Genomic DNA, 12,800 nt, shown 5'->3' with positions numbered 1-12,800 from the left:
GTACGGACATCAGACGAGGCTGCCTGCATCTGCTTTAACAGGCTCCCGATTATTCAACGTATTAGACACAGATAAGGAACACACCCATGTCAGAACGTTTACACAATGACGTGGATCCGATTGAAACTCGTGACTGGCTACAGGCGATCGAATCGGTCATCCGTGAAGAAGGTGTTGAACGTGCACAGTATCTGATTGATCAGGTACTGGGTGCAGCCCGCAAAGGCGGCGTAAAAGTGGCTGCAGGTTCAGGTTCGTCTGCAATCAGCAACTACATCAACTCTATTGCCGTTGAAGATGAACCCGATTATCCGGGCAACACCTCTCTTGAACGTCGTATCCGTTCCGCAATCCGCTGGAACGCCATCATGTCGGTGCTGCGCGCGTCGAAGAAAGATCTGGAGCTCGGTGGTCACATGTCCTCCTTCCAGTCTTCTGCGACGATTTATGAAGTGTGCTTCAACCACTTCTTCCGCGCCCGCAGTGACAAGGATGGCGGCGATCTGGTCTATTTCCAGGGCCACATCTCTCCAGGCATCTATGCCCGTGCGTTCCTTGAAGGTCGCCTGACTGAAGATCAGATGAACAACTTCCGTCAGGAAGTTGACGGTAAAGGCCTCTCTTCTTATCCGCACCCGAAATTAATGCCGGAATTCTGGCAGTTCCCGACCGTATCAATGGGTCTGGGTCCATTGTCAGCGATCTATCAGGCGAAGTTCCTGAAGTATCTGGAACACCGTGGCCTGAAAGACACCTCTGCTCAGACCGTTTATGCCTTCCTGGGTGACGGCGAGATGGATGAGCCGGAATCTAAAGGTGCGATCACCATCGCCACCCGTGAAAAACTGGATAACCTGGTCTTCATCATCAACTGCAACCTGCAGCGTCTGGATGGTCCGGTAACCGGTAATGGCAAGATCATCAACGAGCTGGAAGGCATCTTTGCCGGTGCTGGCTGGGAAGTGATTAAGGTCATCTGGGGCGGACGCTGGGATGAGCTGCTGCGCAAAGATACCAGCGGCAAGCTGATTCAGCTGATGAACGAAACCGTTGACGGTGACTACCAGACCTTCAAATCCCGTGATGGTGCCTATGTGCGTGAGCACTTCTTCGGCAAGTATCCGGAAACCGCGGCGCTGGTTAAAGATATGTCCGATGATGAAATCTGGGCATTGAACCGTGGCGGCCACGATCCGAAGAAAATCTATGCGGCACTGAAAAAAGCGCAGGACACTAAAGGCAAGCCAGTACTGATCCTGGCGCATACCATCAAAGGTTATGGTATGGGCGACACCGCGGAAGGCAAAAACATTGCCCACCAGGTGAAGAAGATGAACATGGATGGCGTACGCTATATCCGTGATCGCTTCAACGTGCCGGTTGCTGACGATAAAATCGAAGAACTGCCGTACGTCACCTTCGAGAAAGGCTCAGAAGAGCATGCTTATCTGCACGGTCAGCGCGAGAAATTAGGCGGCTACCTGCCAACGCGTCAGCCGAAGTTCACTGAGAAGCTGGAAATGCCAGCACTCGAAGAGTTCAGTGCGCTGCTGGATGAGCAGAACAAAGAGATCTCGACCACCATCGCCTTTGTGCGTGCCCTGAACGTGATGCTGAAGAACAAGTCGATCAAAGATCGTCTGGTTCCGATCCTCGCCGATGAAGCGCGTACCTTTGGTATGGAAGGTCTGTTCCGTCAGATTGGTATCTACAGCCCGAACGGTCAGCAGTACACCCCGCAGGACCGCGAGCAGGTTGCTTACTATAAAGAAGACGAGAAAGGCCAGATTCTGCAGGAAGGGATCAACGAGCTGGGCGCAGGTTCATCCTGGCTGGCTGCGGCGACCTCTTACAGCACCAACAACCTGCCGATGATTCCGTTCTACATCTATTACTCCATGTTCGGCTTCCAGCGTATCGGCGATCTGATGTGGCTGGCGGGCGACCAGCAGGCACGCGGCTTCCTGGTCGGCGGCACCTCGGGTCGTACGACGCTGAACGGCGAAGGTCTGCAGCATGAAGATGGTCACAGCCACATTCAGTCGCTGACTATCCCGAACTGTATCTCTTACGATCCTTCATACGCTTATGAAGTGGCTGTCATCATGCATGACGGTCTGGTGCGTATGTATGGCGAAGCGCAGGAGAACGTTTACTACTACATCACCACGCTGAACGAAAACTACCATATGCCAGCCATGCCGCAGGGCGTGGAAGAAGGTATCCGTAAGGGTATCTACAAGCTGGAAACGGTAGAAGGCAGCAAAGGTAAAGTGCAGCTGCTGGGCTCAGGTTCTATCCTGCGTCACGTGCGTGAAGCCGCGCAGATCCTGGCGAAAGATTACGGTATCGGCTCTGATGTCTACAGCGTGACCTCGTTCACCGAGCTGGCGCGTGATGGCCAGGATTGTGAGCGCTGGAACATGCTGCATCCGACTGAAGAAGCGCGTGTACCTTACATCGCTCAGGTGATGAACGACGCACCTGCTGTTGCTTCAACCGACTATATGAAACTGTTTGCTGAACAGGTTCGTAGCTATGTCCCGGCCAGCGATTATCGCGTACTGGGTACTGATGGCTTTGGTCGCTCTGACAGCCGTGAGAATCTGCGTCATCACTTCGAAGTTGATGCATCTTATGTGGTGGTTGCCGCGCTGGGTGAGCTGGCTAAACGCGGCGAGATCGAGAAGAAAGTGGTGGCCGATGCGATCACCAAATTCAATATCGATGCCGATAAAGTTAACCCGCGTCTGGCTTAAGAGGTAATAGAGTAATGGCTATCGAAATTAAGGTACCGGATATCGGGTCTGACGAAGTTGAAGTCACCGAGATTCTGGTGAAAGTTGGCGACAAGGTGGAAGCCGAGCAGTCGCTGATCACCGTGGAAGGCGACAAAGCCTCAATGGAAGTGCCGTCGCCACAAGCTGGCGTAGTGAAAGAGATTAAGATCTCTACCGGTGACAAAGTTGAGACCGGCTCACTGATCATGGTGTTTGATGCTGAAGGTGCTGCTGAAGCAGCACCAGCACCGGCCGCAGAGAAAAAAGCGGACGCGGCGCCAGCGCCAGCCGCTGCTGCGGCCACTGCCAGCAAAGAAGTGGCGGTTCCGGATATCGGCGGTGACGAAGTCGAAGTCACTGAGATTCTGGTTAAGGTTGGCGACAAAGTCGAAGCCGAGCAGTCACTGATTGTGGTGGAAGGTGATAAAGCCTCAATGGAAGTTCCGGCTCCGTTCGCGGGTGTGGTCAAAGAGATCACCATTGCGACTGGCGACAAAGTCAGCACCGGATCAGCCATCATGGTCTTTGAAGCAGAAGGCGCAGCACCGGCCTCTGATGCGAAGCCAGCAGTGAAAGAAGAAGCAGCATCGGCACCCGCTGCTGTTGCAGGTGCAAAAGAGGTCAACGTTCCGGATATCGGCGGTGATGAAGTCGAAGTCACCGAGATCCTGGTCAAAGTTGGCGACAAAGTTGAAGCTGAGCAGTCACTGATCGTGGTTGAAGGCGACAAAGCCTCAATGGAAGTCCCTGCGCCGTTTGCAGGTACGGTCAAAGAGCTGAAAGTCGCAACGGGCGATAAAGTCAGCACCGGCTCACTGATCATGGTGTTCGAAGTCGAAGGTGCAGCTCCGGCCGCCCCTGCGGCTGCGAAACAGGAAGCTGCTCCGGCGCCTGCTGCGAAATCTGATGCTAAGCCAGCCGCCGCGGCGCCAGCAGCCAAAGCCGACAGCAAAGGTGAGTTCGCAGAGAACGACGCTTACGTTCACGCAACTCCGGTGATCCGTCGCCTGGCGCGCGAGTTCGGTGTTAACCTGGCGAAAGTCAAAGGCACCGGCCGTAAAGGTCGCATTCTGAAAGAAGACGTGCAGACTTACGTGAAAGACGCCGTGAAACGCGCTGAAGCAGCACCTGCTGCGGCAAGCGGCGGTGGTCTGCCGGGCATGCTGCCATGGCCGAAAGTTGATTTCAGTAAGTTTGGCGAAATCGAAGAAGTCGAACTGGGTCGTATCCAGAAAATTTCTGGCGCGAACCTGAGCCGTAACTGGGTGATGATCCCGCACGTTACGCATTTCGACAAAACCGATATCACCGATCTGGAAGCGTTCCGTAAGCAGCAGAATGCTGAAGCAGAGAAGCGTAAGCTGGATGTGAAGTACACGCCTGTCGTGTTCATCATGAAAGCGGTCGCGGCGGCGCTTGAGCAGATGCCACGCTTCAACAGCTCGCTGTCTGAAGATGCGCAGAAACTGACGCTGAAGAAATATATCAACATCGGTGTGGCGGTTGATACGCCAAATGGCCTGGTCGTTCCGGTCTTCAAAGACGTGAACAAGAAGGGCATCACCGAGCTGTCGCGTGAACTGATGGCGATTTCGAAGAAAGCGCGTGACGGTAAGCTGACAGCGGGCGACATGCAGGGCGGATGTTTCACCATCTCCAGCCTGGGCGGCTTGGGCACCACACACTTCGCGCCGATCGTTAACGCGCCGGAAGTGGCTATCCTGGGTGTCTCTAAATCGGCGATGGAGCCGGTGTGGAATGGTAAAGAGTTTACGCCGCGTCTGATGATGCCGATTTCTCTCTCCTTCGACCACCGCGTGATCGACGGTGCTGATGGTGCGCGATTCATCACCATTATCGGCAATATGTTGTCTGACATTCGTCGTTTAGTTATGTAAATGTGAAGAAGGCCGGCGGATGCCGGCCTTCCTTTAACGATTCGTCGCGCCGCTGTTGGCAGTTTGTTAACAATTCTGTAAACTCTTGCGGTGAAAGTCCCGGTGGAACAAGGGCATTATAAGAACGTCTGACCCGCCGGATATCAATTAAGAGGTCATGATGAGTACAGAGATTAAAACCCAGGTCGTGGTACTTGGGGCAGGTCCTGCAGGTTACTCTGCAGCCTTCCGTTGTGCGGATTTAGGTCTGGAAACCGTACTGGTAGAGCGTTACAGCACCCTCGGTGGTGTTTGTCTGAACGTCGGTTGTATCCCATCTAAAGCGCTGCTGCACGTTGCTAAAGTGATTGAAGAGGCGAAAGCCCTTGAAGAGCACGGCATTGTGTTTGGCCAGCCATCTACTGATATCAACAAGATTCGCAGCTGGAAAGAGAAGGTTATCAACCAGTTGACTGGCGGCCTGTCAGGTATGGCAAAAGGTCGTAAAGTCACCGTGGTGAATGGCCTGGGCAAATTCACCGGTGCTAACACCCTGGTGGTTGAAGGAGAAGGCGGCGCGACCACCATCAACTTCGATAATGCCATCATCGCTGCGGGTTCACGCCCAATCGAACTGCCATTCATTCCACATGAAGATCCACGCGTCTGGGACTCTACCGATGCGCTGGAACTGAAAGAAGTTCCGAAGCGTCTGCTGGTCATGGGCGGCGGCATCATCGGTCTGGAAATGGCGACGGTATATCACGCGCTGGGTTCAGAGATCGATGTGGTTGAGATGTTCGACCAGGTTATCCCGGCTGCGGATAAAGACGTGGTGAAAGTCTTTACCAAAAAAATTAGCAAGAAATTTAACCTGATGCTGGAAACCAAAGTGACCGCCGTTGAAGCAAAAGACGATGGCATTTACGTTTCAATGGAAGGTAAAAAAGCACCAGGCGAAGCGCAGCGTTATGACGCGGTGCTGGTTGCTATCGGTCGTGTGCCGAACGGTAAAGGTCTGGATGCCGGTAAAGCGGGCGTGGAAGTGGACGATCGCGGCTTCATCCGCGTCGACAAACAGATGCGTACCAACGTGCCACACATCTATGCTATCGGCGACATCGTCGGTCAGCCAATGCTGGCGCACAAAGGCGTGCATGAAGGCCACGTAGCGGCTGAAGTGATCTCTGGTCTGAAGCACTACTTCGATCCGAAAGTGATCCCTTCAATTGCCTATACTGAGCCAGAAGTTGCCTGGGTCGGTCTGACCGAGAAAGAAGCGAAAGAGAAGGGCATCAGCTACGAGACCTCCACCTTCCCGTGGGCTGCCTCAGGCCGTGCTATCGCTTCTGATTGTGCAGACGGCATGACCAAGCTGATTTTCGACAAAGAGACGCACCGTATTATCGGTGGCGCGATTGTCGGTACTAACGGCGGCGAGCTGTTAGGCGAAATCGGTCTGGCCATTGAGATGGGTTGTGATGCGGAAGATATTGCGCTGACCATACACGCTCACCCGACCCTGCATGAGTCAGTGGGTCTGGCTGCAGAAATCTTCGAAGGCAGCATCACCGATCTGCCTAACGCGAAAGCGAAGAAGAAGTAAGTTTCTGCTGCTGCAAAGAGAAAGCTCCCGCTATGGGGGCTTTTTTTTGGTCTGTCATTTTGATCATAAGCGTCAGTAGATTCTGCCATTCATTCCTCTGACAGACACGTTAGGCCGAGGGAAAATCGCCCGGAATCGCACTTCAATATTACTGATATTCAGCCTTTGTGCTGCTGGACTAGCAATGACAGTAAGCCGTTAACCCCTGACGTGCGAGGCGGTGTGTCAAAAAGCCCGGCAGGGGAGGTGGGGCATCAGAACGGCTATATAGATTTAAGAGAAGGCATGTTACCTGCCAGAAATGTGCGGATGGCATTATCGATGACTTCACGCGTCAGCTCTGACTCTGCGACGATAATTTGCAGACCAATACCACTACGATAGCCATGCTGGATGCGATAACCAGGGGTGATTACGGGTGGGGTGTTGCGGAGAATATCTGCCACGCGCTTGTTAATGTAATCATGATATGTCATCCCGCCGAACTGGGGATAAGCAACGCGGGTGCGTTTTACCTGCTTATAGCTGACAATCTTTCCTTTCGCGTCATAGTTGGACACTGTCTCTAAACGGAATTCATCCTCCAGTTGGGTCTGGTCAAGCATTGCAGTGGCTTCATTGAGTACCCGGTTTTCGATGATATCCATGCGAGCGACATCAGCAGTAACGATCTCGGCGTTCCAGTAGATGGTGGGATCTTGATCATCCAGGAAAAGAACATCACTCCAGGTCCAGACCCAGCCCGCCGCAATAGCCTCTGCGTTTTCAGAATCACAATCATCGTAATGTAAACCACCGCAGCGCTCACGCTCGCGATGGATAAGATTTTTGATGTGCTGAACACGCGTGCGACGGTGGCGGCGGGAAAGGGAGGTGAAAGGCTTGAATTTGCGGGTCATGGGTTACTCTGCGCAATTTATGCTGGGAGGAATCCAGCCCCGCAGTTTAGCGAAAGGAAATGATGAGAGCTAGCGAAATAGCGGGGTTATAAGGAGCGAGCGGCCAGAAAGAGCTGCTGTGTGCGTGCCTTTACATTTACGTTCAGCGGCGCACCTCCCACGCTGCCACCCGTTCCATAAACATCTGCGCCAGTTCAGCAATGGCGCTATTGCCGGGCAGTCTCTCTTCATTGATGTACATCACCAGCGTACTACTGCGTCGGCGGCCCTGAAGCAGCGGCAGGGGACGGAGTTCACCGCTCTTTAAGAGGCTGGCGATATTCTGTTCCGGCAGCCAGCCATAGCCTAGCTGGTGCTGGACCGCTTCAATCGCTGCCGACAGGGTAGTGAATGACCAGTTTTCTGCCTGATTGCCACTCACCTCTGACTGCTGCTGTTGCTGGCGATCCAGAATGGTAATGCAGGGCCAGCGCGCCAGTGTGGCAGCATTAAGCGGGGCAGGTTCACTGTGCAGCGGGTGATCGCGATGGGCAACGGCGACGAAATCGACACTCATCAGGCTTTCGCCCGCTAAAGGGGTATCACCGTATTGCGCCACCAGCCAGAGATCGGCCTGTTGTTCAGCCAGCCTGTCTGGGGTTTCGCTGCGGACAATTTCGCTGAACCAGATGCGCACATGTGGATAGCGTTGCTGAAATATATTAAGCACATCAAACAGCAGAGGTTTTGGAAAGGTAGCATCTACCATTAAATCAATACGCGAACGTTCACCTCGTCGCAGGGCACTGGCCTTAGCTTCAAGCGCGCTAAATCCTTCCAGCAGTGGACGCACCTGCGCAAGTAACTGATGTCCTTCAGCACTCAGGACGGCACGGCGTCCCACCTGCTCCAGCAGTTCCATGTCGAGCCGTTGTTGAAGCAGACTCAACTGATAGCTCAATGAGGACTGGCTGCGATTATTCTTCTCCGCTGCCAGCGCAAAACTCCCTTCCTTTACGACGGCGTCGAGCAGACACCACTGTTCCAGCGTTGTTTTGTACATGATAACCCATCTAAAAAATGAATGATTTAGTGCTAAAAATAGCGTTATTCATCGCTTTTGTAACGCGCAATAATCACATCAGGGAAAACAAATGAGGAATTAATCATGAGCACTTTTGATAAACATGATCTGTCTGGCATCGTTGGCAAACATCTGGTTTATACCTATGACAACGGCTGGAACTACGAGCTCTACATTAAAAATGCCAGCACCATCGACTATCGCATTCACAGTGGTATGGTCGGCAATCGCTGGGTTAAAAATCAGCATGTTTATGTGGTTCGCCTGGCGCAGGATGTCTATAAAGTCTCCTGGACTGAACCAACCGGCACTGATGTCAGCCTGGCCGTTAATCTGGCGGATAAAATTTTCCACGGCACCATCTTCTTCCCACGCTGGGTTATGAACAATCCGGAAAAAACCGTCTGCTTCCAGAATGATCACCTGGAAGAGATGGCGAAATTCCGCGAAGCGGGTCCGGCTTATCCAACTGAAGTGATTGATGAGTTCGCGACGCTGACCGTGATTCGTGATGTGGGTGAAAACAACGAAAGCGTGATTGACTGCCCGCCTGATCAGCTGCCCGCCAATTTTCCGGAAAACCTGAAAAATTAAGAGTGAACAGAAGAGGTCATCATGACCTCTTCTGCTTAGTTGTTTCTGACGTGTAGCTTCTGATGTGTAACGTATGAGGACGAAAAATGGATTTATCGACGAAGGTTTTTATCAGCAGTGACCAGCACGACGGCTTCGGTGTCAGTTCCACCATTATCATGGGTGAGAAAGAGGCGATGTTAGTCGATGCCCAGTTCACGCTGGCGAATGCGCATCGGTTAGTCGCTGAGATTATCGAAACCGGTCTCGACCTGAAACGCATCTTTATTACCCATCTGCATCCCGATCATTTTCTGGGACTTGAAGTGATTAAATCGGTCTTTCCGGCTGCTGACATTCTCTCTTATAAGCAGGTCGCCGAAGATGTTAATGACGCCTTTGACTTCAAAATTGATTACTGGGGCAAGCAGGTTTTAAAAGAGAACGGTGCCCGCACTAAGTTTGCGATCACCGAACTGGAAGAGGATACGATCTGGCTGGAAGGGCAGGAGATTAAAATCCTGAGCGATCTCAGTGGCGATTGCATCCGGGTGACACCGCTCTGGATCCCCTCGACGAAAACATTGATCGCCTCCGATGTGGTCTTCGCGGATGCACATGTATGGATTGCCGATATGCGCACGCCGGAACGCATGGCGAAATGGATGGAAAGTCTGGATAAACTCGAAGCGCTGGCGCCGAAAGTCCTGATCCCTGGCCATTCGCGAACGACGCCATCGCTCAGCCCCTCAGCAATAGGCTTTACCCGCACCTATATCAACGATTTCATTAAGACGCTGCACAAGGTCAAAAACAGCGAAGAGCTGGTACAGGAGATGGAGCGAATCTATCCCAACCTGCCGGTGAAAATCTGTCTCGACTACAGCGCGCGGATTCTGAAAGATCACTACGTCTGGCCGGGTGACTGGCCGGTATCACTGCGGGAAATGAAAACCACGCTGTAATCGTCTCAGGCGCCAATGACACCAGGCTTATCTCCGGCCTGGTGTTGCTATCCGCCTGCATTCGCCTCTGCGGTAACCCGGAGGACCGTTCACTTCTATTCCTGCCAGTTATCTATTCCCCTGAATCACCTCACTAAAACTGCGCCAACGCTGACATAATCCTGCCGTTTTTACTCTGAGATGCGGTACGCTGCGGAGTGACCCGATTAGCCAGCTTAGCTGGCTGATGCGGGAGTATAAGCGGGCAGAACGGACACAGTGGATTATGTTGTATTTTTGTAAACAGATTAACAAACAGACGAAATCCTGCTATTCTGCCCTCCGCGAAACCGGGCACCTCAACCTGGACGAGAAAGGGAAGTGTGTTCTCCATAAGTGAGCAAGGTGGTCGGAAAGCCCTACATAATGAGAGCGAGGATAACGTCGTGCTAGAAGAATACCGTAAGCACGTTGCCGAGCGTGCTGCCCAGGGAATTGTACCTAAGCCTTTAGAGGCTTCCCAGATGGCCGCGCTGGTTGAACTGCTGAAAAATCCACCTGCGGGTGAAGAAGAATTTCTGACCGATTTATTGGTCAACCGAGTCCCACCTGGCGTCGATGAAGCGGCGTATGTCAAAGCCGGTTTCCTGGCGGCTGTCGCCAAAGGCGAAGCAACCTCTCCTCTGATATCTCCTGAAAAAGCGGTTGAACTGCTCGGCACCATGCAGGGCGGTTACAATATTCATCCGCTGATTGACGCGCTGGACGATAGCAAACTGGCGCCCATCGCGGCGAAAGCCCTTTCACACACGCTGCTGATGTTCGACAACTTCTATGATGTCGAAGAGAAAGCGAAAGCGGGTAATGAATACGCGAAACAGGTGATGCAGTCCTGGGCAGATGCGGAATGGTATCTGGCACGTCCTGAGCTGGCTGAGAAAATCACCGTTACGGTGTTCAAAGTCACTGGCGAAACCAACACCGACGACCTCTCTCCGGCCCCGGATGCCTGGTCACGTCCTGACATCCCGCTGCACGCCCTGGCGATGCTGAAAAATGCCCGTGAAGGTATTGAGCCGGATGAAGCGGGCAATATCGGCCCGATCAAACAGATCGAAGCACTGAAGACCAAAGGCTTCCCGCTGGCGTATGTCGGTGACGTTGTCGGAACCGGTTCTTCACGTAAATCCGCCACCAACTCGGTGCTGTGGTTTATGGGCGACGACATCCCGAACGTGCCGAATAAAAAAGGCGGCGGCGTGGTGCTGGGCAGCAAAATTGCACCCATCTTCTTCAACACCATGGAAGATGCGGGCGCACTGCCGATTGAAGTGGACGTCAACGACCTGAACATGGGCGATGTCATCGACATCTATCCGTTCAAAGGCGAAGTCCGCAACCACGAAACCAACGACCTGCTGGCCAGCTTCGAACTCAAAACCGAAGTGCTGATTGACGAAGTCCGCGCCGGTGGCCGTATTCCGCTGATCATCGGTCGCGGCCTGACCACTAAAGCGCGCGAATCGCTGGGTCTGCCGCACAGCACCGTATTCCGTCAGGCGAAAGATGTCGCGGAGAGCACCCGTGGTTTCTCACTGGCGCAGAAAATGGTTGGCCGTGCCTGTGGCGTCGCCGGTATTCGTCCGGGTGCCTATTGTGAACCGAAGATGACCTCGGTTGGCTCGCAGGATACGACCGGTCCGATGACCCGTGATGAGCTGAAAGATCTGGCTTGTCTGGGCTTCTCGACCGATCTGGTGATGCAGTCCTTCTGTCACACCGCTGCGTACCCTAAGCCAGTGGATGTGAACACGCACCATACGCTGCCTGACTTCATCATGAACCGTGGCGGTGTCTCACTGCGTCCGGGCGACGGCATTATCCACAGCTGGCTGAACCGTATGCTGCTGCCGGATACCGTGGGCACCGGTGGTGACTCGCATACCCGTTTCCCTATCGGCATCTCTTTCCCGGCGGGTTCAGGCCTGGTGGCGTTTGCGGCAGCGACGGGCGTCATGCCGCTCGACATGCCGGAATCAGTGCTGGTGCGCTTCAAAGGTAAGATGGAGCCAGGCATTACCCTGCGCGATCTGGTTCACGCCATTCCGCTGTATGCCATCAAACAGGGTCTGCTGACCGTTGAGAAGAAAGGTAAGAAAAACATCTTCTCTGGCCGCATCCTTGAGATTGAAGGTCTGCCGGATCTGAAAGTCGAGCAGGCGTTTGAACTGTCCGATGCGTCAGCCGAGCGTTCCGCTGCGGGCTGTACCATCAAGCTGGATAAAGCGCCGATTATCGAATACCTGAACTCCAACATCGTGCTGCTGAAGTGGATGATCGCAGAAGGCTACGGCGATCGTCGTACGCTGGAGCGTCGCGTTGAAAGCATGGAGAAATGGCTGGCCGATCCTCAGCTGCTTGAGCCGGATGCGGATGCTGAATATGCCGCCGTGATCGAAATCGATCTGGCTGACATTAAAGAGCCGATCCTGTGTGCGCCAAACGATCCGGACGATGCCCGTCTGCTCTCTGACGTTCAGGGCGAGAAGATCGACGAAGTGTTTATCGGCTCGTGCATGACCAACATTGGTCACTTCCGTGCCGCCGGTAAACTGCTGGATAGCCACAAAGGCCAACTGCCAACCCGTCTGTGGGTGGCTCCGCCAACCAAGATGGATGCGGCACAGCTGACCGAAGAGGGCTACTACAGCGTATTCGGTAAAAGCGGTGCGCGTATTGAGATCCCGGGCTGTTCACTCTGCATGGGTAACCAGGCACGTGTGGCTGATGGTTCGACGGTGGTTTCTACCTCGACCCGTAACTTCCCGAACCGTCTGGGTACCGGCGCTAACGTCTACCTGGCATCTGCAGAGCTGGCGGCAGTGGCTTCACTGTTAGGCCGTCTGCCAACGCCGGATGAGTATCAGCAATTTATGGCGCAGGTCGATAAAACGGCCAGCGACACCTATCGCTATCTCAACTTCGACCAACTGGCGCAGTACACCGATAAAGCTGACGGCGTGATTTTCCAGACCGCGGTCTGATTCTTCACCTGGCA

8 protein-coding genes are annotated in these 12,800 nt (G+C 53.6%); 6 read left to right on the top strand and 2 right to left on the bottom strand.

The annotated features are described in order from the left end of the window. The first annotated feature begins 86 nt into the window (after positions 1-86). The 3 genes from aceE to lpdA all read left to right on the top strand — a co-directional run bounded on the left by aceE (position 87) and on the right by lpdA (position 6,263). Complete coding sequence (gene aceE / locus IBT54_RS13420; protein ID WP_201252289.1) at positions 87-2,759, top strand: pyruvate dehydrogenase (acetyl-transferring), homodimeric type; 2,673 nt, start codon at positions 87-89, stop codon at positions 2,757-2,759. A gap of 14 nt (positions 2,760-2,773) precedes the next feature. Continuing rightward, positions 2,774-4,678 carry a pyruvate dehydrogenase complex dihydrolipoyllysine-residue acetyltransferase gene (gene aceF / locus IBT54_RS13415; protein ID WP_201252288.1) on the top strand — a complete coding sequence of 635 codons (1,905 nt, stop codon included), beginning with the start codon at positions 2,774-2,776 and terminating at the stop codon, positions 4,676-4,678. 160 nt (positions 4,679-4,838) lie between these two features. Beyond that, complete coding sequence (gene lpdA, locus IBT54_RS13410) at positions 4,839-6,263, top strand: dihydrolipoyl dehydrogenase (protein WP_010253950.1); 1,425 nt, start codon at positions 4,839-4,841, stop codon at positions 6,261-6,263. A 263-nt stretch (positions 6,264-6,526) separates the two neighbouring features. Here the strand turns inward: lpdA and IBT54_RS13405 are convergent, their stop codons facing one another. Both IBT54_RS13405 and IBT54_RS13400 read right to left on the bottom strand, forming a co-directional pair. After that, positions 6,527-7,162, bottom strand: a complete 636-nt coding sequence (locus tag IBT54_RS13405) for a hypothetical protein (RefSeq protein WP_201252287.1) — start codon at positions 7,160-7,162, stop codon at positions 6,527-6,529. 142 nt (positions 7,163-7,304) lie between these two features. After that, positions 7,305-8,204, bottom strand: a complete 900-nt coding sequence (locus IBT54_RS13400; protein ID WP_201252286.1) for a LysR family transcriptional regulator — start codon at positions 8,202-8,204, stop codon at positions 7,305-7,307. 105 nt (positions 8,205-8,309) lie between these two features. On the opposite strand from IBT54_RS13400, the gene IBT54_RS13395 reads away from it, so the two are divergent. The 3 genes from IBT54_RS13395 to acnB all read left to right on the top strand — a co-directional run bounded on the left by IBT54_RS13395 (position 8,310) and on the right by acnB (position 12,786). Then, complete coding sequence (locus tag IBT54_RS13395; protein WP_010253965.1) at positions 8,310-8,819, top strand: phenolic acid decarboxylase; 510 nt, start codon at positions 8,310-8,312, stop codon at positions 8,817-8,819. Positions 8,820-8,905: 86 nt separating this feature from the next. Then, complete coding sequence (locus IBT54_RS13390) at positions 8,906-9,763, top strand: MBL fold metallo-hydrolase (RefSeq protein ID WP_095706189.1); 858 nt, start codon at positions 8,906-8,908, stop codon at positions 9,761-9,763. A 425-nt stretch (positions 9,764-10,188) separates the two neighbouring features. After that, entirely contained in the window at positions 10,189-12,786 is a 2,598-nt protein-coding gene (gene acnB / locus IBT54_RS13385; protein ID WP_095706188.1) for a bifunctional aconitate hydratase 2/2-methylisocitrate dehydratase, read from the top strand. Positions 12,787-12,800: the final 14 nt, after the last annotated feature.

The organism is Pantoea sp. S62, from assembly GCF_016658625.1.
Classification (GTDB): Bacteria; Pseudomonadota; Gammaproteobacteria; order Enterobacterales; family Enterobacteriaceae; genus Pantoea; species Pantoea vagans.
This window is presented reverse-complemented; position numbering and strand designations above follow the sequence as displayed.

Coding starts and splice junctions, on each gene's coding strand:
- aceE (WP_201252289.1), top strand. CDS start 87: ATGTCAGAACGTTTACACAATGACGTGGATCCGATTGAAACTCGTGAC.
- IBT54_RS13390 (WP_095706189.1), top strand. CDS start 8,906: ATGGATTTATCGACGAAGGTTTTTATCAGCAGTGACCAGCACGACGGC.
- IBT54_RS13405 (WP_201252287.1), bottom strand. CDS start 7,162: ATGACCCGCAAATTCAAGCCTTTCACCTCCCTTTCCCGCCGCCACCGT.
- IBT54_RS13395 (WP_010253965.1), top strand. CDS start 8,310: ATGAGCACTTTTGATAAACATGATCTGTCTGGCATCGTTGGCAAACAT.
- aceF (WP_201252288.1), top strand. CDS start 2,774: ATGGCTATCGAAATTAAGGTACCGGATATCGGGTCTGACGAAGTTGAA.
- lpdA (WP_010253950.1), top strand. CDS start 4,839: ATGAGTACAGAGATTAAAACCCAGGTCGTGGTACTTGGGGCAGGTCCT.
- IBT54_RS13400 (WP_201252286.1), bottom strand. CDS start 8,204: ATGTACAAAACAACGCTGGAACAGTGGTGTCTGCTCGACGCCGTCGTA.